18 protein-coding genes and 4 pseudogenes are annotated in these 20,447 nt (G+C 63.2%); 14 read left to right on the top strand and 8 right to left on the bottom strand.

All coding sequences use genetic code 11. The features are described 5' to 3' along the window. Positions 1 to 37 precede the first annotated feature (37 nt). The 3 genes and pseudogenes from ACETMP_RS32685 to ACETMP_RS32675 all read left to right on the top strand — a co-directional run bounded on the left by ACETMP_RS32685 (position 38) and on the right by ACETMP_RS32675 (position 3,427). A pseudogene (locus tag ACETMP_RS32685) lies at positions 38 to 1,835 on the top strand (ShlB/FhaC/HecB family hemolysin secretion/activation protein). A gap of 157 nt (positions 1,836 to 1,992) precedes the next feature. Beyond that, positions 1,993 to 2,823: an alpha/beta fold hydrolase gene (locus tag ACETMP_RS32680; protein ID WP_375159349.1), complete on the top strand. Its 831-nt coding sequence runs from the start codon at positions 1,993 to 1,995 to the stop codon at positions 2,821 to 2,823. A 285-nt stretch (positions 2,824 to 3,108) separates the two neighbouring features. Next, a pseudogene (locus tag ACETMP_RS32675) lies at positions 3,109 to 3,427 on the top strand (c-type cytochrome). A 279-nt stretch (positions 3,428 to 3,706) separates the two neighbouring features. Here the strand turns inward: ACETMP_RS32675 and ACETMP_RS32670 are convergent. Continuing rightward, positions 3,707 to 4,048: a phasin gene (locus tag ACETMP_RS32670; RefSeq protein ID WP_375159348.1), complete on the bottom strand. Its 342-nt coding sequence runs from the start codon at positions 4,046 to 4,048 to the stop codon at positions 3,707 to 3,709. Between the two features lie 225 nt (positions 4,049 to 4,273). Continuing rightward, positions 4,274 to 4,459, bottom strand: a complete 186-nt coding sequence (locus ACETMP_RS32665) for a hypothetical protein (RefSeq protein ID WP_028137733.1) — start codon at positions 4,457 to 4,459, stop codon at positions 4,274 to 4,276. A 577-nt stretch (positions 4,460 to 5,036) separates the two neighbouring features. Between ACETMP_RS32665 and ACETMP_RS32660 the strand changes: the two genes are divergently transcribed. Beyond that, positions 5,037 to 5,393, top strand: a complete 357-nt coding sequence (locus ACETMP_RS32660; RefSeq protein ID WP_375159347.1) for a hypothetical protein — start codon at positions 5,037 to 5,039, stop codon at positions 5,391 to 5,393. A 14-nt stretch (positions 5,394 to 5,407) separates the two neighbouring features. Here the strand turns inward: ACETMP_RS32660 and ACETMP_RS32655 are convergent, their stop codons facing one another. Together ACETMP_RS32655 and ACETMP_RS32650 are read right to left on the bottom strand one after the other, a co-directional pair. After that, positions 5,408 to 5,983 (bottom strand): hypothetical protein, encoded by a 576-nt coding sequence (locus ACETMP_RS32655; protein WP_375159346.1) that lies wholly within the window; start codon positions 5,981 to 5,983, stop codon positions 5,408 to 5,410. Positions 5,984 to 6,025: 42 nt separating this feature from the next. Continuing rightward, positions 6,026 to 6,556, bottom strand: a complete 531-nt coding sequence (locus ACETMP_RS32650; protein WP_375159345.1) for a GcrA family cell cycle regulator — start codon at positions 6,554 to 6,556, stop codon at positions 6,026 to 6,028. Between the two features lie 166 nt (positions 6,557 to 6,722). On the opposite strand from ACETMP_RS32650, the pseudogene ACETMP_RS32645 reads away from it, so the two are divergent. After that, positions 6,723 to 7,332: pseudogene (locus ACETMP_RS32645) on the top strand (helix-turn-helix transcriptional regulator). Positions 7,333 to 7,432: 100 nt separating this feature from the next. Then, entirely contained in the window at positions 7,433 to 7,708 is a 276-nt protein-coding gene (locus tag ACETMP_RS32640; protein WP_375159344.1) for a hypothetical protein, read from the top strand. A gap of 34 nt (positions 7,709 to 7,742) precedes the next feature. Here ACETMP_RS32640 and ACETMP_RS32635 read toward each other — a convergent pair whose 3' ends face one another. Then, positions 7,743 to 8,717: a quinone oxidoreductase gene (locus tag ACETMP_RS32635; RefSeq protein WP_375159343.1), complete on the bottom strand. Its 975-nt coding sequence runs from the start codon at positions 8,715 to 8,717 to the stop codon at positions 7,743 to 7,745. A gap of 224 nt (positions 8,718 to 8,941) precedes the next feature. Here ACETMP_RS32635 and ACETMP_RS32630 point away from each other — a divergent pair, with 224 nt between their 5' ends. The 3 genes from ACETMP_RS32630 (at position 8,942) to ACETMP_RS32620 (ending at position 11,618) form a co-directional block, all read left to right on the top strand. Then, positions 8,942 to 9,142, top strand: a complete 201-nt coding sequence (locus ACETMP_RS32630; RefSeq protein ID WP_028137740.1) for a hypothetical protein — start codon at positions 8,942 to 8,944, stop codon at positions 9,140 to 9,142. Between the two features lie 146 nt (positions 9,143 to 9,288). Then, complete coding sequence (locus ACETMP_RS32625) at positions 9,289 to 10,236, top strand: AAA family ATPase (protein WP_375159342.1); 948 nt, start codon at positions 9,289 to 9,291, stop codon at positions 10,234 to 10,236. Between the two features lie 5 nt (positions 10,237 to 10,241). Continuing rightward, positions 10,242 to 11,618: a VWA domain-containing protein gene (locus ACETMP_RS32620; protein WP_375159341.1), complete on the top strand. Its 1,377-nt coding sequence runs from the start codon at positions 10,242 to 10,244 to the stop codon at positions 11,616 to 11,618. Here the strand turns inward: ACETMP_RS32620 and ACETMP_RS32615 are convergent. Continuing rightward, a complete protein-coding gene (locus ACETMP_RS32615; RefSeq protein WP_375159340.1) occupies positions 11,612 to 11,833 on the bottom strand; it encodes a hypothetical protein in 222 nt (73 codons plus the stop codon). The two genes, ACETMP_RS32620 and ACETMP_RS32615, sit on opposite strands and share 7 nt — an antisense overlap. A 346-nt stretch (positions 11,834 to 12,179) precedes the next feature. Here ACETMP_RS32615 and ACETMP_RS32610 point away from each other — a divergent pair, with 346 nt between their 5' ends. After that, the gene (locus ACETMP_RS32610; RefSeq protein ID WP_375159339.1) at positions 12,180 to 12,401 is read left to right on the top strand and encodes a hypothetical protein; all 222 of its coding nucleotides are present in this window, start codon (positions 12,180 to 12,182) and stop codon (positions 12,399 to 12,401) included. Between the two features lie 52 nt (positions 12,402 to 12,453). Here ACETMP_RS32610 and ACETMP_RS32605 read toward each other — a convergent pair whose 3' ends face one another. Continuing rightward, a complete protein-coding gene (locus tag ACETMP_RS32605; RefSeq protein ID WP_375162047.1) occupies positions 12,454 to 13,827 on the bottom strand; it encodes a hypothetical protein in 1,374 nt (457 codons plus the stop codon). A 356-nt stretch (positions 13,828 to 14,183) separates the two neighbouring features. Between ACETMP_RS32605 and ACETMP_RS32600 the strand changes: the two genes are divergently transcribed. The 4 genes and pseudogenes from ACETMP_RS32600 (at position 14,184) to ACETMP_RS32585 (ending at position 18,905) form a co-directional block, all read left to right on the top strand. Continuing rightward, positions 14,184 to 15,773, top strand: coding sequence for an ABC transporter ATP-binding protein (locus tag ACETMP_RS32600; RefSeq protein ID WP_375159338.1), 1,590 nt, complete (start codon positions 14,184 to 14,186; stop codon positions 15,771 to 15,773). Continuing rightward, positions 15,757 to 16,847: pseudogene (locus ACETMP_RS32595) on the top strand (ABC transporter permease). Before ACETMP_RS32600 ends, ACETMP_RS32595 begins: the two are co-directional and overlap by 17 nt. After that, positions 16,834 to 17,751 carry an ABC transporter permease gene (locus tag ACETMP_RS32590; protein ID WP_375159337.1) on the top strand — a complete coding sequence of 306 codons (918 nt, stop codon included), beginning with the start codon at positions 16,834 to 16,836 and terminating at the stop codon, positions 17,749 to 17,751. The pseudogene ACETMP_RS32595 and the gene ACETMP_RS32590 overlap by 14 nt, the downstream one beginning before the upstream one ends. A 77-nt stretch (positions 17,752 to 17,828) precedes the next feature. Then, complete coding sequence (locus ACETMP_RS32585) at positions 17,829 to 18,905, top strand: BMP family ABC transporter substrate-binding protein (RefSeq protein WP_375159336.1); 1,077 nt, start codon at positions 17,829 to 17,831, stop codon at positions 18,903 to 18,905. A gap of 107 nt (positions 18,906 to 19,012) precedes the next feature. Here ACETMP_RS32585 and ACETMP_RS32580 read toward each other — a convergent pair whose 3' ends face one another. Further along, positions 19,013 to 20,362 carry an 8-oxoguanine deaminase gene (locus ACETMP_RS32580; protein ID WP_375159335.1) on the bottom strand — a complete coding sequence of 450 codons (1,350 nt, stop codon included), beginning with the start codon at positions 20,360 to 20,362 and terminating at the stop codon, positions 19,013 to 19,015. Between the last annotated feature and the right edge of the window lie 85 nt (positions 20,363 to 20,447).

Genomic DNA, 20,447 nt, shown 5'->3' with positions numbered 1-20,447 from the left:
TTAACCAATCGTTGACCTTAAAAAACTATGAAAAATCATGAGGCTAACGACCCCCTCCCGTCCCGCGGCAATTCCTCCGTCAAACTACGGGGAAAATTTCGCCGCGCGCGCCGGAAAGCGGCATCTCGTTACCGCAATGGCCTTGCTGGCTCCGCTTTTTGCCGGGGCTGCCCAAGCGTTCGCACAACAGGCGAACCAACCGGGCTTCGATCCGCGACAGCCCGAGAAATATTTTGAAAACCAAACCGAACGGGAAAAACTGAACCGCCCGCCGGTCAGCCTGCCGACGGTTGGCCAACCCGATACCCGCGGCGATACCAAGCCGCAATTCGTCCTGCGCGGCGTTAACGTCAGCGGCGCCCACGCGGTTTCCCGCGACCGTATTACCGCAGTCTATCAGCCGTATCTCGGCAAGAGGGTCTCACAGGCGGATCTCGCCGGGATCGCCGGCGCGATCGGCGAGCTCTACCGCGCCGACGGCTTCCATCTCAGCCGGGCGATCGTGCCGCCGCAGGACATTGCCGACGGCCGGGTCCGGATCCAGGTGATCGAAGGCGCCATCGTGCAGGTCGAGCTGAAAGGCGACGGCGCCGAGCAGTTCGGCGTCAGGCCGATGCTCGGGCCGGTTCTCGCCGAGCAGCCGTCGCGGCTCCCGACGCCTCGAGCGCCAGCTCTTCCTCATCAACGCCAGGCCGGGCGTTCGGATCACCGACAGCGCGCTGGAGGAGATCGGCAGCGGGTCCGGACGCTTCCGTCTCACCGTCTATTTGAAGACCTGGCACGTCTTCTCCTCGTTCGGCCTGGACAACCTTGGATCATCCTCGGTGGGCCCGTGGCAGACCTACGCCACCGGCGCGTTCAACTCCTACCTCACGCCCGGAGACACGCTGGCCGTCAACCTGTCGACCATTGCCAACGATCCTCGCCAACTCGGCTTCGCACGGCTGTCCTATGACGCGCCCGTCGGCGTCGATGGCGTACGTCTCGGCGCTTCCGTGCTCTACAGCGCGGTCCGGCCAGGCGATGCCCGCCGCCTCGACAGCGACATCACGACGACCGAGGCCTTCGAGCTGCGCGCCAGCGTCATTCCGCTACAATCGCAATCCTCCACACTCACGCTGACTGCGGCGACGAGCTTCAGCAATGTGTCCGAGCATGACCTTTACGGCCCCTGGTACAACGACCACATCAGGACCGCGAGCCTGACCGCCGACTATAGGCTGCAGGATCGCTTCGGCGGCACCAATTTCGCGACACTGATCTACCGCCAGGGCCTCGACATGTTCGGTGCCTCGCATTTCAACGACGATCTTTTGTCGCGCGCCGGCGCCTCGTCGAACTTCTCGGTGCTGAACCTCTGGTTCACGCGCTACCAGACACTCAACGACGCCTGGTCGCTCAAGCTCGCGGCAGCGAGCCAGACTGCGTCGCGGCCGCTGTTCACCTCGCAGCAATTTTATCTCGGCGGTGCGGCCTTCGGCAGGGGTTACGGCGCAGCCGAAATTAGCGGCGACAACGGCCTCGCCGGCTCGCTTGAGCTGCGCTTCGATCAGAAGCTCGATTTCCGCTACTGGACCGGCTATCAGCTCTATGCCTTTGGCGACGCTGGCGCCGTCTGGAACGACGGCTACCGTTTGAGCGAAGGCCTGTCGCTGACATCGGCCGGAGCCGGTGTCCGCCTTTTCCTGCCAAACGATCTCCAGGCCGACCTCGGCGTGGCCGTGCCGTTGAGCTACCGGGCGCCGGATAACGAACGCCGCAGCCCTCGCCTCCTGTTCACACTGTCAAGCGCATTCCGGCTCTGCCCTGAACGCGGCAGGTCGGGGTGTCTCTAACCAGCCAACCGTTTGCAAAAATGGACCCGGCCCACCCACGGCCATTGCGGCCTTGCTCACAGAGTTGCCTAAATTTAATCCCGTAACCTGCTCACGATCGCTCGATCGGGGAGCTCCGAATGACCATGTTCAGTCGAACGTGATTTGAGACGAAGCCATGAAGAGGGTGTTTGCGATCCTGGCGTTTCTCTGCGTCCTCGGCGCCGGGGAATATTTCGTCGTCAGCCGGTTCGCGATCCGTCATGAGACTTTGGCGCTGTTCGACGCCTCACGGCAGCGGCCGATCTCGGTCGAGCTGGCGGTGCGGCGCGATTACGAGACCAAGGCCAATCTCGGCCTCTGGAAACTCCCGCTTGCCATCATCAGCAACGGCAACACCGTCAAGGCCACCGAATATTCCTTCCTCGCCAATGTGCTCGCCGCGCGCGGCTATCTGGTTGCCAGCATCCAGCAGGACCTGCCGACTGATCCGCCGCTGATGACCCATGCCGGTCAGCCATATGTCGGCCGACGTGAGGTCTATATCCGCTGCGAGGCCAACATTCTCTTCGTGCTGGATAAGCTGAAGAGGCAGCAGGAGAACGTCGATTACGACCACATCACCCTCGTCGGCCACTCGAACGGGGGCGATGTCTCCATGTACGTCGCCCATCAGCACCCGGAGCTGGTGGCGAAGGTGATCACGCTCGACAATCTGCGAGTGCCTTTCGTGACCAGCGACGGCATGAAGATCCTGTCGTTCCGGTCGAAGGACCCGCATTTCGTGACCGATCCCGGCGTGCTGCCGACGCCGGAAGAAGCCAAGGCGCGCGGCATCGACATCGTCCACACCGGCGCACAGCACACGGAAATGAGCGATCGCGGCCCCAACTCGGTCAAGCAGAAGATCCAGGAAACGCTCGACCGCTTCCTGCGTGACAGCGCCAGCAGCGCGCTCGCGCCCGCCGATACGAGAAGCCCGATGATCATGAATCCGGGCGACTATTAGCCGGGAACGCTTTGCGGCAGATCAAGGCGGCTCCGAGACGGCAGGATAGAAAAGCGACATGGCCTCGGAGAGACAGGTGTCGCATTCCGTCGAAAGTCTTGATACGAAGGGGCTTGATGCAAGAAGCCTGAGCCTGCCGGCGGCGAGAATGCCGGCAGTCGTACGGCATCTCTATCGTTCGGTCCGCAAGCTGCTGCGGTCGATCATCGCCCGCATTGATCTCTCGCAATTTCCGGGATCGTGCTGCGGATAGGCTTGGCCGACGGAATGCAAGAAGGTTACCCGATGCACCAGCATTTGAGACGAATCTGCCTGATGCTTGCCGTAACCTCGAAGCGTTGGCGCGTCGCCCGCGCTCGCAGCCGATGCCGATCACGGTGCCGACCTTGCCAAGCGCTGGTGCGCAAGCTGCCATATCGTCGCGAACGGCCAGACCCAGGCGAGCGCCGACGTCCCCTCCTTTGCCTCGATCGCGCGCAGGCCAGACTTCAGTCCGGAGAAGCTCGCCTTCTTCCTGCTCGATCCTCACCCGAAGATGCCGAATTTTCCCTTGAGCCGGACCGAAGCGGGCGACATCGCGGCTTACATCGCATCGCTGCGCTAGTGGATGATCCGGAAAGCGGTCTTCCGAAAAGCTCAAACAATCCAAAGCGCGATGACGATTCTTCCTGATCTCATCGAGCTTGAGTGCCGCGCCGAGCACAACACCTGCCACAGATATAAATAAAGATCCCTGCCGGAGGACCGACAGGGATCAGCAGAAGAGATGACGGACGGCGAACAAGGCATTCGGTGGCCCGTCATGGATCTGCGCCCGCATCGAAAGGCGGATCGCCGCGCCACGCAAGTTCAATTTGTGGGCATACTGCGTACAGAACGAGAATCAGGACTTGTCCTTGCCCGATTGCATAAGACTGCCGGTCATCTGGCGCATGTGATCTCCAGCACTGGTGAACTGGCTGCGTAGGAAATCGGACTGGATTCGCATTGCTTCCTGAAGGTCGTTGGCATGAACCAGCTTGCGCGCATGCTCGAAGGCCGACCTCATATTCTGCTCAGTGAAATTCAACGCCTGCTTCGACACCTCCGTCCCCGCGCCCGGAACGGACGACATTGACTTGCTGGCGGCTTCGAAAAACATGCCGAACGCTTTTTCGGCCTGATCAATCGTCTTCTCGGCCAGGTCGCGCAGTTCGGCCGGAACTTCCAGCTTCGGTTCGATCATGGTCGCACTCCTCCCGCTTTCCCGACTGAATACCACACTTGCCGGATCGCCTTCCAGCGGCCAGCCTCGAGGAAACCTCGCCGGGGACCGGGCTAGGGCATGATCCGGAAAAGTGCGCAGCGGTTGTCCGGAAAGATCATGCGCAAACAATAGCCTGAAGCGCTATGACGATTCGCCCGAATCTCATCGCGCTTTAGGGCAGGAAGGGACGGCACGAGGCCGGACTCAGGACAACGGGCGCTCGGGAAGGGCTTCTTCGGTGGCTAGATCTTCGACCAGCTTGATCACCTCGAAACGCTGTCGCGGTGCGAGCTTCAGGAACGCGCGGAGCAGGCGCAGACTTTCGACCGTGCCGCTTGCGGGCGCGCCGAGCTTGAGGTGCAATTCAGCCGCGAAATTGAGGTTCTTCATCTCGCACCTATGACAAGCGCCAGCCTTCGTGATCTACGCGAGGCCGACGCCGCAGCAAGACGCCACGATGGACCATGGCGACAAACTGTCGGCCGGGTGGCCCCGGCCAGCCGACACGCCGAACGACATGCCCAACAACGCTCAACCATCTGGTTGCAATTATGTCAGGGAACAACCCGTCCGGCAAGTCCGACAGCGGGCGCAGAGATGCTTCGTCTGCATCGCAGCGCGGCAATTCCGGATAACAGGAATATCGGCCGCCGTCACCCACCTGCGTCAAGAAGCGGCATCCATCTCGCCACACAGTCCCGACCGCTGTCAATTGGCACAGCGTTTCGGCTTGTTTCCGACATGAATGCACATTGGCTGCATACGTGCGCTTCTCGGCGCATACACGTAATTGTTGAGTCAGCGTCCCGATCTCGACACGGATGTCGCATCGTCGGTCCGCAGGTCTCCGGTCATGAACCATTGTCCATATGCGAGCGACCAAGCCGTTGCGACACGGCCACGCAGATTACGGGCGCCATGGCTGAACTCTTCGATTCGGGCGCGCCTCAGCACCAAGGACGACGGCATGATTTCTCGCTGCGATCTCATCAAGGGCGCCGCGGTCGCGCTTTTCACCCTCTCGATACAAGGCGCATGGGCGCAGGAGACCAAGATGAACCTGTTCAAGATCATCACCGTCAAGGACGAAATCGTGATCGGGTTATCGGCAGAGGAGCTTCAGGGGCTCGGCGGCAATGATGCGAGCGCGGTTGCGCACGCGCTTGCGCAGAAGGGCGACCTCACGGTATGGCAGTACAACGTGCATCGCGGCCCGAACGGCGAATTGCAGCAGACGCCGACCGCCAAGATCGGGCTTCTGGCCAATGCCTCGCTGCGCGTCGAGCCGTACACGACACCTTATCAGATCGTACCGCATCCATAAGCGACCGACCATCTTCACCCGGGCCGCTCTGCCCGTCGGGAGCTCTTTTCCGTCGCAAAGCCGTAGATCAGTGCCAGCCGGTCCAGACATTCGCGAAAGCGCCGCGCAAAGTAATCGTTCCAGCGCTGCGTCCGAACGGCGCGACGCGCGCCGATCTGATCCATGGTCAGGCCCAGGATCAGCACGTCGTGCACCAGCGCTGCGCCGTCGGTACCAAGCTCGCGCTCGACCCGATTCAACCGCAACACCGCCTGGCGCTGGCTCTCGGTAACCGGGTCGCGCGTGCGCGCGCCGTCGACATGTTCCCGTGTCGGGTCCACCGCCTGAGGCCCCCGCTCCGCCCTCTCCCAATCGTTCTGGAAGGCACGCCCGCCGCGGTATTGCGCCTCGTCGATCTGGTGGTGTGCGTGCAGCCGCCCCAGCGGGTCGCCATGGATCGACCGGATGGCCAGGATCTTCTCACCGGAATCGAGCGCCAGTGGATTGTCGATCTCGACCTCCGCCACTTCGGCATTGAACGGCACCTCGCGGGACCGTCGATCGTAGATCTTGGCCAATTTGTAGGACTTGTTGCGTCGGACACGAGCCACTCGGATACTCCTTGCGAAATTGACGACGGAACGGATGGGAGCTCAGGCAGCGGAGACCAGCCTCAGCACGACGGGACCGGCGGCGCGGGCGGACGCCGCACCGGAGCGGCGCGTCAGGCGCGCATGCGGCGCGCAATAGTTGGAGCCCGGCCGGCAGGGATGACCGCAGAAGGCGATTTCCTCCCCGTCCTTGTCGCCGCCATAGGGATAGCGGCAATCGGCCGGCTCGAGCTCGACCAGTTGGATCAGGCGCGGCTGAACGCCGACGCAGCGCAACTTCACCGTCGCCGCCGGCTTCATTGCGGATTTCGGCGGCACGTTCAGGTTCGGTAACACCGCGCGGCGCGGCGAAACCGGAGCCTCGCCCGGCAAATATGGCGTGATCGACGGGCTCGTTATCCATTCCGGGATGACGAGCCCGAGCCGCTTGGCGCGGCCGATCACCGCATTGCGCGTATAAGCCGTTCCAAACCTTGCATTAATCTGTCTTCCGATCTCCGCATAAGACATGCCCTTGCGAAAATAGTCGCGAAGCGCGTCGGAATGCTCCGACGGCCAATGGCCCGGTTCCATGATGCTGTCCTGTGATGCGCCTTCCCTCGTCGAGCGACCGGGAGGCGAAACACATATTCCGGTATTCCGAACCGCGAGTCAAGCGATAATTCTGATATTCATAATTGCATCAATTCCGAATTTCGGATTACAAGAGCCAAGACGGTGCGCAATCGAGGGAATCACCATGTTGGACGTTGCAATGATCGAGCGAGGCCTGGAGAAGACGGGCAAGAGCAAGGGCGGCCTGGCGGCGGCCATGGGCGTGCGCCCCGGCGCGGTCTCGGAGATCCTCGGCGGCGAACGTCTGGTGAAGGCTTCGGAGATCATTCCGATCATGGAATATCTCGAGCTCAATCTCGCGCCGATCATGGGCCGGGTCGGCGCCGGCGCCGTGATCGAGCCGGATTACGAGCAGGTTCCGCCGGAGGGGCTTGGCGACATCACGTTGCCCTTCCCGATCATGGAAGAAACCGTCGCATTCGAAATCGTGGGCGATTCGATGCTGCCCAAATACGAGAGCGGCGACGTGATCGTGGTCTACAAGGATCAGCGCCATCCGCTGTCGAGCTTCTACGGCGAGGAGGCCGTGGTCCGGCTCAAGACCGGCGAGCGCTATCTGAAGACCATTGAGCGGGGGAAGAGTCCGTCCGTCGTCAATCTTACCAGCTTCAATGCCAAGCCGATCGTCGGCGTCAAGCTCGACTGGGTCGGGGAAATCTGCCTGTCGATGCCCAAAGGGCAGCTCGAGGCGGCTGCGCGCCAAGTCGGCGCGGCCGCGCAAGAAGGGCAAGTGATACCAAATTCCGTTTTTCAGAAACAGTCCTTGACTTGATTCCGTTTTTCGGAAATACTTTGCCGCGTTCCCGGTGACGGGAGCGCGGCAGGATCGTTTTCATGCAATATTTCGTCGTGATGATCGATTATGGGCGGCGCGGCCGTGAGGCGGTCGTTGATCCCGAAATCACAAGGCGCGAGGTCGTCTCCCGCATCGCCTCGGGCGAATACCAGAACGTCTCGTTCATCCACGAGATCGCGGAGAACTCGGTCGAGGACGTCACCGAGGCCATCCTGACGGAGGCGACCCTGCCCCAGATTCCACCGGAAGAGGTCGACCTCCAGGCAGTCCGCCTCGACCACGCTCGCGATCTGCGCAAGCACGAACGGGCGTGACGCAGGAGAGCCTGCGCCAACGTCCCGGAGCGGATCAGACCGTGAGGACGGTCGATCCCGTCGTCTTGCGTGCGGCGAGATCGGCGTGCGCCTTGGCGGCATCCTTCAACGGATAGGTCTGGTGCACCTCGATCTTGACCGCGCCGGACTTGACGACGTCGAACAGCTCGCCGGCCATCGCAACCAGGTTTTCGCGCTTCGCGGCGTAGGTGAACAGGGTCGGGCGGGTGACGTAGAGCGAGCCCTTCTGAGCCAGCAGGCCGAGATTGAGCGGCTCGACCGCACCGGAGGACTGGCCGAACAGCGCGGCGACGCCGAGCGGCGCGAGGCAATCCAGCGACTTCAGGAACGTGTCCTTGCCGACGGAATCGTAAACCACCGGCACCTTCTTGCCGCCCGTGATCTCGTCCACCCGCTTCACGAAGTCCTCCCGGGTGTAGATGATGACGTGATCGCAGCCATGCGCCTTGGCGAGCTTGGCCTTCTCGTCGTTGCTGACGGTGCCGATCACGGTCGCGCCGAGGTGCTTAGCCCATTGGCTCAGGATCAGGCCGACGCCGCCGGCCGCCGCATGCAGCAGGATCGTATCGCCGGCCTTCACCCGATAGGTCTGCCGGATCAGATATTGTGTGGTGAGCCCCTTGAGCATCATCGCCGCCGCGGTCTTGTCGTCGACGCCGTCCGGCAGCCTCAGCAAACGATCGGCAGGGATCAGCCGCGCCTCGGAATAGGCCCCGAGCGGCGAGGCGCCGTAGGCGACACGATCGCCCGGCTTCAGATCGGTGACACCGGGCCCGACCTCCTCGACAATTCCGGCCGCCTCGCTACCGAGCCCGCTCGGGAGTTGCGCCGGGTACAGGCCCGAACGGTTGTAAATGTCGACGAAGTTGAGTCCGACCGCGGTATGGCGGATGCGCGCCTCGCCCGGCCCGGGCTTGCCGACGCTGACCTCCTCCCAGACCAGGACTTCCGGACCGCCGGTCTTGTGAAAACGTATGGCATGGGTCATGGGCGTTGCTCCCTTATCGTTGGGTGAGGATCCGATAAAGCTGGATGGCCGCAGAAATAGGCATTCCGTCTGCCCGTTACAGTACAGACACGTAGCAAGAATGTCACAGCGAGCGACAAACCCCCGCCGTTCGACCTCCGTTCGAAAAAGTTGATGACGCGCATGAAGCGACCGGCAGTAACTTCCGCGCGGGGTTTGGTGGTCGCCTGCGAAGGAGAGCCGAGATGCCAGCTTATGTACAGCATCATCAGGACGTCGAGATCGCGCCCGTGAATTGCCCCGCCTGCATGGGGTTCCTGCCGATGTATGTGCGCGAGGTCGAGCCGCATTGGAGCCTTGCCAAGATCGACTTTGTCTATGAATGCGCCGATTGCGGCGCCGAGGTCAGACAGACCATCCGCAAGCCGGAAGTGCTGCGGCACTGATCCCGCGGACGGCGGACCGCTCAACTATTTGCGTTCAGCGGAAAAAACGCCACTGATGCGGGTCTGATGTCTCCCAAACGAGGCTTGTTCTTTGCCGGGAACGCAGGCAGAACAAGCCTCAAGCAAGACCTTGGGAGCGCCCATTCGTGGCTGATCAGAAGGCCTCGACCTCGATCGAGGCAGTGGAGAGCGGCCTCGCCGCGCAGGGCTACATCGCGAGCCGGCAGATCGCGACCGCCGTCTATTTGTCGCAGCAGATCGAGAAGCCGATCCTGGTCGAGGGCCCCGCGGGCGTCGGCAAGACCGAGCTTGCCAAGGCGATCGCCGCCTGGCGCGGCATGAAGATGATCCGCCTGCAATGCTACGAAGGCCTCGACGAGGCCAAGGCACTCTACGAGTGGAAATACGCCAAGCAGCTTCTGTATACGCAGATCCTCAAGGACAAGCTCGGCGAAGTCCTCGGCGGTGCGCAGACGTTGCATGCCGCGCTCGCCCAGCTCCACGATTTTGGCGACGTGTTCTTCTCCAAGGAATTCGTCGAGCCGCGTCCCCTGCTCCAGGCGCTGGAGCAACCGGGCGGCTGCGTGCTCCTGATCGACGAGATCGACAAGTCGGACGCGGAATTTGAATCGCTGCTGCTGGAGATCCTGTCCGACTTCCAGGTCACGATCCCCGAGCTCGGCACCGTCTCGGCCATCACGCCGCCGACCGTGATCCTCACCTCCAACAGCGAGCGAGACCTCGGCGACGCCTTGAAGCGGCGCTGCCTGCATCTGCATATCGGCTTTCCCGAGCAGCGGCTCGAGGAGCGCATCGTCGAAAGCCGCGTGCCCGGCATCTCGCAGGCGCTGCGCCGGCAGATGGTCGGCTTCATCCACGAGATCCGCTCGCTGGATCTGAAAAAGCTGCCGTCGGTCAGCGAGACCATCGACTGGGCACGCGTCCTGGTGCTGCTCCAGGCCGCCGAGCTCGACACAGATATCGTCAAGGACACCCTCAACGTGCTCCTGAAATACGAAGCCGACATCGAGGCCGCATCGCCGCAGGTGACAACCTTCATTGCCAAGGCGACACGGTCCAACGTCTTCGGTTGACGCCGATGCGCGAGAACCTCCATCGTTTCTTTCGGGCAGCGCGGGGCGTCGGCGTTCACGTTTCGCCTGCCGAAAGCATCGATGCGATGCGCGCGGTCGCGCAAGTCGGCATCTCCGACCGTGCCGTGCTGCGCGACGCGCTGCTGCTGACGCTCGCCAAGTCGCAGGACGAGAAGCTCGCGCTCGGGGATTGTTTCGATCTGTTCTTCAGCCAGCCGGAGCCGCGACGGGACCAGCCCGAGGCGAATAACGACGACGCCTCGCAGGACACGGATCAGTCGCCCGCTTCCAGCTCGGCCAGCGAGCCGGGCGAAGGGCAGCCTCCTGAGGGTTTGGGTCCGCTTGCGCAGATGCTGCTGTCGCAGGACCGCAATGCGATCGCAGCCGCCATCGCCAGCGCCTCCGGTACGGCCTCCCTGTCCGAGATCCGCTATTCCACCCAGCGCGGCATCTTCTCCAGCCGCATCCTCGACGCCATGGGCCTGCAACGCCTGCGCGACGATCTCGACCAGCTGACCGCAACCAATCCCGCGCTGGCCGAGCGCCTGCGCGCCTCGCTCGACGCGTTGCGCGAGGCGGTGCGAGACACGGTCGCGCAGGGGCTCGCGCTCTATGCCCGCGAGGAGGCCGAGAATCTTCGCAACGAGATCCTGCGCAACGCGCCGCTTGCCCGCATCGAGCGGCGCCAGGTCGCCGAGATGCGCGCCCTCATCCGCCAGATCGCGCGCCGGCTGCGCGAGCGCTATTCCAAGCCGCGCAAGCGCCAGCGCCGCGGCCACCTCGACGTCCGCCGCACGCTGCGCCGCAACGCGGCCTGGGGCGGCGTGCCGTTCCTGACCGCGTGGAAGCGCAAGCATCGCGACCGGCCGAAGATCGTGGCGCTCTGCGACGTCTCTGGCTCGGTCGCCCAGGTCTCGGATTTCTTCCTGCTTCTGATCCACTCCTTGCACGAAGTCGTCGATGACGTCCGCTCCTTTGCCTTCTCCTCGCATCTGATCGAGGTCAGCGACATCCTGGAGGCGAAATCGCCGGAAGAGGCGATGGCCGAGATCATGTCCAAAGTCGGTTTCGGTTCGTCCGACTACGGCTCTTCGCTGGTCGATTTCGAAAAGGACTTCATGAGCGCGCTGACGCCGCAAACCACGGTGATCGTGCTCGGCGATGCCCGCAGCAACAATCTCGACCCGCGCGCCGACATCCTGCGCCGCATCTCCGAGCGTTCGAAGCGGCTGGTCTGGCTCAATCCCGAAGGGCGGCTCGCCTGGGGCTTCGGCGATTCCGAGATGCCGCGCTACGCCACCTTCTGCAGCGTCGTGCGCCAATGCGCCACCGCGCAGCAGCTCGAGCGCGCCGTGTCCGACATCGTGGCGACTTATCAATAGGTCTCGCGCGCGGCCAACCTCGTTGGCGAAACGCAGTTTCGCGCAAGCTGCGCCTGGTCGAGGTTACACTCCCGGAAGTGATAGGCGATTTCGTCGAGCGCGCGTTGCTCCCATTCCTCGGCCTGCGCAAGCCAGAACAGCCGACGATCCAAATCGAGGGCCGCACGCTCCCGGCACAGGGATTCCTGACTGCGAATTTCGACCAGCCTGTTCATGCACTCCACTCCTGCCGCGTGAAGTCATTCCCCGGGAATCAACCTAACAGAATCCCGAATTGCTCGCTTCACCATTTCTGTGCATATCGCGACGCATCATGGGACAGCGATGCTTCCCGTGCACTGCAGCAGCCCCGCAGCGCAACATCAACTGCGGATCATCAATTAGTGATCGAACCACGGACGTATTCCCGCTCAGGCGATCTTCTTCTCTTGTCGCAACGAAGTGCGGCAATTTGTGAAGAGGCATTCTAAACGGCTTACCGAATTCCCGACTCATTGTCGTCGCATGGTCTTCATGCGGCGCCGCTAACAGGGCGCCAACGGCACGATCTCTTGAGGCAACATGAGCAACGATTTCGAATTCGAACTTGCGCCGGACCAGTGGGAAGCGCTGCGTACACTTCGCAACCCGCTGTCGAACGGTCGCCTGGCGAAGTCTTATCTTGTCGAAGGCCTCGTCGAGCTCGGCCTCGTTGCCATCAACGACGGTGTACCTGCGATAACGCCGGCCGGACGCAAGGTGCTCGTGCGCGGATCGTGCCGGTTGCTTGATCTAGCGGCGTGACAGGTTTGCGCTGACCCTCGGCGACATCCCTGCCGGCATATCGCCGCGCAGATCAGTCGTTCCATTGCAGGAGCGGCGATCCATATGCCCTCCTCCAGACAGACAGGAAACGCGGAAACCAGGAGTGGGCTACCGCGCCCTTATAGGCCCAGGTGCGATATTTCAGCCCCTGCTCGGAGATCAGCTCCTGATATCCGCCATGCAGCTCGGTTGCTTTCCGTATGTCCTTCAAGATTCCCTGGGCGCAGGAACGGTAGGTGTCGCTTCCCGAGGATTCGTCATAGTCCAGCATGCGATCCGCAAATTCGACGTTGAACGTCGGCCAGGAGGTACGTCCCTGGTAGGCAGGCGCCGCGATCTTGTGGATCAGCTTGTTCCGCGGATTCTCCGCTGATACCAGGAAGTGAAACGTATTGGGGATGCGAAAGCGCGGCTCCGCAATGATCAGATCCGCCGTCGCCGCGAACAGCGCCCGCTCGCCGGCATCGTTCAGATTCCAGAAGCCGCGATGCACGCTGACGAAATCCAACGCGACTGATGACGCCGGCGGGCCCTCCGGCCCGTCGAGAGAATGCCTGATATATCCCTCCCTGCCGAACAGACGGAGCAGGTCCTTCTTGTACTGCATGAGGTCGCGCCCGAGCAGCCGCTTCAGCTTGTTCTCATCGACGATTCCGAGCTGCACGCTCCACACGAAGGTCGTGTGGACGCAGGCGTTGGTGACGAAGCGCCGGCGCTCGGCGCGGGTATCCGTTGCGGCGGAGCGAGGACCACGAGCGTCGCACAACAAACAGGAGCTGCCGTCATAATCGAACGGCTCGAGCTCGCTCGCGAGCTTGAGGATTGCACGCCTCAGGTCGCCGCCATATTCAGCCAGCAGCAGGCGCCCGGCATGCGCGCATTGTGACACCGCCAGATAGGACGGCGCCCTCTGGTCGGCCAAGATCATCTGCTGCAGACCGGCCAGAATGCCGAGCAGCGTATCCGACGGGCGCGAGAAGTAGTTCACGCCGAGGTATCGACCGCGCCCGGCCGGGACGATGGTCGTCGTGACCACATCGGCGCGAACCGCCTCCAGCAACAAGCGGATGCTCCTGTCGAGAAGCCGCGCACGCCGCACCGCATCCTGCGCATCCATGATGGTTTCGGGATCGAGGACGTCAGGATAGAACCAGGCGAAGTCGCGGGGGTAATAGGCGGATGCGTGGGGTGCGCCGGTGACGAGGAAGGCCTCGGTCACCGCAAATGCGCTATCCATCGCGTGCCGGTAGAGGTCCTCGATGGCCGACAACGAATGATGCGATCTTCTCAGGAATCGATCCCCGAGAAAATTGACCGCCTGGAGGGCGTTGGCGAAAACCGTCGCAACCACACCTCGGTAGAATCGGTTTCCGCGATCTGAAGACAACGAGATATCGCTATTCATATGCGGACTAGGAGTAACTCCGATGGTGCGGTCACCATCCGAAGCTTGGCTGATTCGTGTTTCGTCCAGATGACTTGGCGGCTGCCGGCTTACATCACCTGCCTCGGGCGACCCTTCCCGCTGGCCGAGATTCTCGATCCCCCCGAGCCGCACCCGCGCAGCGGCGTCGGCACAGGCGTGATCGCGCAACTTTGCTCACTGCGACGTCAAGTCCGCATGGCGGGTTCCAACTTGGCCTGGACCGTCACATATCTGCAACAGGCGCCCGCTTCATGCCGAAGCGTTGAGCAAGGGATGACGCATTTTCACACCTTACGCCGGGCTCCAAACTGGCCCACTATCGAGACATTTCACCCATGCAAGCGCATCAGCGAATGTTGGATTCGTTAACTGACGGCCTGAATTCCGGCGAATCTCCGCTGCTGCGGACGATCGGGCTTACCAAACGATACGGCGATTTCCTCGCCAACGATTCCATCGACATCGATATCTGGCCCGGCGAAATCCACGCGTTGCTCGGTGAGAATGGGGCCGGCAAGTCGACGCTGGTGAAGGCGATCTACGGGCTGATCCAGCCCAGCTCCGGTGAAATTTACTGGCAGGGCCAACGCATCGTGCTGTCCGGCCCCTCGGAAGCCCGCAGCCGCGGCATCGGTATGGTCTTTCAGCACTTCTCGCTGTTCGACAATCTCACGGTCGCCGAGAACGTCGCGCTCGGCCTCGACGGACGGGAATCCTTCAACGACATGTCGGCGCGGCTGGCGGAGGTGTCGAAGACTTACGGTCTTCCGCTCGATCCCCGGCGCGAGGCCTGGCAATTGTCGGTCGGCGAGCGCCAGCGCATCGAGATCGTCCGTGCGCTGATGCAGGACCCGAAATTCCTGATCCTGGACGAGCCCACCGCGGTATTGACGCCGCATGAATCCGATCAGCTTTTCATCGTGCTGGAACGCCTCAAGTCCGAAGGCCGCGCCATCCTCTACATCAGCCACAAGCTCGAGGAGGTGAAGCGGCTCTGCGACACCGCCACGATCCTGCGCGGCGGCAGGAAGGTCGAGACCTGCGATCCCCGGCGCGAGACCGCCGCTTCGCTCGCGCGCATGATGGTCGGCGGAGAGATCAAGGAGGTGAAGGCGGCGGCCCGCCGGACCACCACGGTGCCGCGGCTCGTCGTCAACGATCTGTCGCTCGGACCGAGCGAGGCGCATGGCGTGCGGCTCGAGCACATCTCGTTCGAACTGAAGGGCGGCGAGATTCTGGGCATCGCCGGCGTCGCCGGCAACGGTCAGGACGAATTATTCGCCGCGCTGTCAGGCGAGCGATTGTCGAAGGATCCGGGCACGGTGGTGATCGAAGGCGTTGCCGCCGGCCAACTCTCCATCACGCAACGGCGCAAGCTGGGGGCCGCCTTCGTTCCCGAGGAGCGGCTCGGCCACGGCACGGCACCGCGCATGAAGCTCTCGGAGAACGCGCTGCTCACCGGACATGCCGCAAGCGGCATGGTGCATCGCGGCTTCATCGATACCGCCGCCACGCTGAAGACCGTCGACCGTGCGACCGAGACGTTCGACGTGCGCAAGGCCAAGCGCGATCCCGAAGCAGCATCTCTCTCCGGCGGCAATCTGCAAAAATTCATCGTGGGACGCGAGATCCTGCGCAAGCCTGCGGTGCTGGTCGTGAGCCAGCCGACCTGGGGCGTCGACGCCGGCGCCGCTGCCGTCATTCGCCAGGCGCTGCTTGATCTCGCCACCGCCGGCGCCGCCGTGCTCGTGACCAGCCAGGATCTGGACGAACTCGCCGAGATCGCCGACCGTATCGCCGTGATGTTCCACGGCAGGTTGTCAGCACCGCTCGCCGCCAGCGAGGCGACGCGCGAAGAGCTCGGCCTTCTCATGGGCGGCAGCAGCCTGGAGCCGAAGGAGGCGGCGCATGCAGTTGGTGCTTGAGAAGCGCGCCGAGCGCTCCGGCACGATCGCGCTGGTTTCGCCGCTGATCGCGGTCGGCCTCACGATCGTGACGATGGTGATCCTGTTAGCGATCCTCGGCAAGAATCCGCTGCTCGCATTGCACGCCTATTTCATCGCGCCCCTGACCGACGACTATTCGCTCCAGGAGATCGCGGTGAAGGCCGCGCCGCTGGTGATGATCGCGATCGGACTGTCACTCTGCTATCTCGCCAATGCCTGGAACATCGGCGCCGAAGGCCAATTCCTGATCGGCGCGGTGGCCGGAAGCTGGATCGCGGTGAGGACGCAAGGCACCGACGCCGGCGCCTGGGTGTTGCCGGCCATGTTCGTCCTTGCCGCCGCCGCAGGTGCGCTCTATGCGCTGATCCCGGCGATCTGCAAGGTGAGGTTCGGCGCCAGCGAGATCCTGACCAGCCTGATGCTGGTCTATGTGGCCGACCTCCTCCTCGACTATCTCGTGCGCGGCCCCTGGCGCGACCCGCATGGCTTCAACTTCCCGACCACGGCCGAGTTTGACCCGGTGGCGACCGTCCCACTGCTGATCGAGGGCGGCCGGCTGCATCTCGGCGCGATCATCGCGCTTCTTGTCGTGGCGGCTGCCGCAATCCTGCTCGGGCGAACCATCAAGGGTTTTGAGATCCGCGTCGTCGGCGCCGCCCCCGTGCGGCGCGGTTCGGCGGCTTCAAAGCCGACCATCTGGTCATCCTGACCTTCGCGGTGTCGGGCGCGCTCGCGGGCCTTGCCGGCATCATCGAGGTCGCAGGTCCCGTCGGCCATCTCCAGCCCGGCATCTCCCCAGGCTATGGTTTTACGGCGATCATCGTTGCCTTCCTCGGCCGGCTGAATCCGCTTGGAATATTGGTTGCAGGCCTTTTCCTTGCGTTGACCTTCATCGGCGGCGAGCAAGCGCAGATCGCGATGAAGATCCCGTTGGATGTCACCAAGGTTTTCCAGGGTGTTCTGCTGTTCTACGTGCTCGCCTGCGATTCCCTGATCCTCTATCGCTTCAGGTTGGTCTTCCCGAACCGTCAGGTGGCCCGTGGAACTCGTTGAAGCCATCGTCCTTTCGGTGCTCGCCGCATCGACGCCGCTCCTGATCGCCGCGACCGGAGAGCTCGTGACCGAGCGCTCCGGCGTGCTCAATCTCGGCGTCGAGGGCATGATGATCGTCGGCGCGGCCTGCGGCTTTGCCGGGGCCTGGCTCACCGGATCGATCTTCATGGGCGCATTGTTCGGCATCTTCGCGGGCACGATGATGTCGCTGATCTTCGCATTGATGGCGCTCGGACTCGCCGTCAACCAGGTCGCGACGGGGCTTGCGCTGACCATCCTCGGTGTCGGGCTGTCCGGACTGGTCGGTGCCGGCTTCGTCGGCGAGCGCATCACACCGGCAGTTCATCTCTCGATTCCGGGCCTCACCGATATCCCACTGGTCGGCCGCGTGCTGTTCGGCGAGAACGCCTTCGTCTACTTCTCCCTTGCGCTCGTCGGCGGCGTCTGGTGGTTCCTGTACCGCACACGCGCGGGACTGATCCTGCGCGCCTGCGGCGACAATCACGTCTCCGCGCATGCGCTCGGTTATCCCGTGTTGCGCATCCGCACCTTCGCCGTGATGTTCGGTGGCGCATGCGCCGGGCTTGCCGGCGCCTATCTGCCGCTCGCCTATACGCCTTTCTTCATCCCCGGCATGACCGCGGGCCGCGGCTGGATCGCTCTGGCGCTGGTGGTGTTCTCGTCCTGGCGGCCGGGCCGGCTCGTCGTCGGCGCCTATCTCTTCGGCGCCGTCACGATCCTTCAGCTGCATGCGCAAGGCTGGGGCGTCGGCATTCCCTCGCAATTCATGTCGGCGCTGCCTTATCTTGCGACAATCATCGTTCTGATTCTGATCTCCCGCGCGCGCAGCGGCGGCTCGACCGCACCGGCCGCGCTCGGGACCGTGTTCGTACCTGACCGCTGAGTTTCATTTCCGCGACGGGCGCGATGGGGCGCGCAGGTTGCGGATCGTGGCTTTCCCCTGATGTTTGGAGATCGATGATGAGGAAATCACTTCTTGCGCTGGCCGCCACACTGTTGCTCGCCGGGAGCATCAGCGCAGCCTCCGCCGCCGACAAGCTGAAGGTCGGCTTCATCTATCTGGGCCCGATCGGAGACTTGGGGTGGACCTATCAGCACGATCTGGGGCGCCAGGCTCTGGTGAAGGAATTAGGCGACAAGATCGAGACCACCTATCTCGAGAACGTGCCCGAAGGCCCCGACGCCGAGCGCTCCATCGAGCAGCTCGTCCGCGCCGGCAACAAGCTGATCTTCACGACGTCGTTCGGCTACATGGATCCGACGCTGAAGGTCGCCAAGAAATATCCCAACGTACATTTCGAGCACGCCACCGGATACAAGCGCAACCCGAACATGTCGACCTATTCGGCCAGATGGTATCAGGGCCGCTACATTCAGGGCCTGATCGCGGCCAAGATGTCGAAGTCGGGCGTGCTCGGCTATATCGGCTCGTTCCCGATTCCGGAGGTCGTCTCCGGCATCAACGCGACGATGCTGGCGGCGCAGACCATCAACCCGAACATCAAGGTCAAGATCATCTGGGCCAACACCTGGTTCGATCCGGGCAAGGAGGCCGACGCCGCCAAGGCCTTGATCGACCAGGGCGCCGACGTGATCATGCAGCACACGGACTCGCCCGCGGCGATGCAGATCGCCAGCGAACGCGGCAAGCTCGCCTTCGGCCAGGACTCCGAGATGATCAAGTTCGGGCCGAAGACCCAGCTGACCTCGATCCTCGACACCTGGGGCCCCTATTACATCGAGCGCGTCAAGGCCGAGCTCGCCGGCACCTGGAAGTCCGAGGACAGCTGGGGCGGCCTCGACAGCCATATGTTCACGATGGCGCCCTATACCAACATGCCCGACGAGGTGAAGAAAATGGCGGAGGATGCCCAGGCCGCGATCACGGCAGGCAAGCTGCATCCGTTCAAATGCCCGATTGTTGGGCAGGACGGCAAGCCGGTGGAGTGCAAGGGCGGCGATCACCTCGATGACAGCCAGATCCTCGGCATGAATTTCTACGTCAAGGGCATCGATGACAAGCTGCCGGGCAAGTAGCACGCTTCTTGCTTTGTCCAAATCACCTGCTCCTCCCGGAGGAGGTCCGGAGGGGGTGGCCAGAAGCACCCGGCACTTGTGGTCGCCCCCTCTTTCAATTTCTGCCCCTATCCCGCCTGCATGGCCCGCGCCGCGGAACTGTGGCGACGGATGAGATCGGCGACATCCAGGCCCGGAATCGCACCGTCGATCACGACCCATTGTCCAGCTACCATTACGCGGTCGGCCCGATGCGCCCCGCACAGCACCAGCGCGGCCAGGGGATCGCCATGGCCGGAGAAGCGCAGCTCGTCCAGCTTGAACAGTGCAAGATCGGCCGCCTTGCCGACGGCGATCTCGCCGAGTTCCGGCCGGCCCACGCAGGCCGCCGAGCCCTTGGTAGCCCAGCGCAACGCATCCTTGTGGCTGACCTTCGTGACGCCATAGCGGGCCCGTTGCAGCAGGAAAGCGGCCCGCACCTCCTGCATCAGGTTCGATGCGTCGTTCGATGCCGAGCCGTCCACGCCGAGCCCAATCCCGACGCCGGCCTCCTCCATCTCGCAGACCGGACAGCAGCCTGAGGCCAGCAACTGGTTGCTGCACGCGCAATGGCTGATGGTCGTCCTGGCCTTGCCGAGCCGCTTGATCTCGTCGGCGTTGAAGAAAATGCCGTGAGCGAGCCAGGTTCGCGCATTGAGCCAGCCGCATTGTTCGAGATAGTCGAGCGGTCGGCAGCCATACATCTGCTCGCAGAACTTGTTCTCGTCCTCGGTTTCGGCGAGATGGGTATGCAGGCGCACATCGAGCTTGCCGGCGAGATCGGCCGTCGCGCGCATCAGGGACGTCGTCACCGAGAACGGCGAGCACGGTGCCAGCGCGATCTGCACCATCGCATCCGGACCGCGCTGGTGATGTTCGGCGACCACGCGCGCGCTGTCGGCGAGGATCGTGTCTTCGTCCTGCACCACGCTGTCGGGCGGCAAGCCGCCGTCGCGCTGTGACAGGTTCATCGAGCCGCGCGTCAGCAGCACGCGCACACCGAGCCGCTTTGCGACGCCGACCTCGACGTCGATGGCGCCTTCGAGTCCTGTCGGGAAAACGTAATGATGATCGGTCGTGGTGGTGCAGCCCGACAACAGCAGCTCGGACATCGCCACGGAGACGCCGAGCTCGAGCGCCTCAGGCGTCAGCTTGGCCCAGACCGGATAAAGTGCCTGGAGCCAGGGGAACAGCTCGCGGTCCATCGCCGCCGGCAGCGCCCGCGTCAGCGTCTGGTAGAAGTGATGATGGGTGTTGATCAGGCCCGGCAGTACGACGTGCTCGCCCGCATCGAACACCGCGACATCGGTAGTCGCAGGCGTGCCGCCGGCCGGCACCAGCTCGACGATCCGGCCGTCCGTCACCACAATCCCGCGCTCGGCACCGTCGGCGAGGACCGCCAGGGGATCCCTGATCCAAATCGGCCTTGTGTCGCCCATGATTCCGCTTCTCCTCACATTCGTTGACGACGAGACCGCAAGTCGGAGGCGGGTCCGATCGCCAACTTGCTGCGACTTGTCGTTG

It is taken from the genome of Bradyrhizobium dasycarpum, from assembly GCF_042019905.1.
In the GTDB taxonomy this organism is placed as follows: domain Bacteria; phylum Pseudomonadota; class Alphaproteobacteria; order Rhizobiales; family Xanthobacteraceae; genus Bradyrhizobium; species Bradyrhizobium japonicum_B.
Note: the sequence above shows the minus strand (reverse complement) of the source record. Positions and strands in the feature narration are given on the sequence as shown.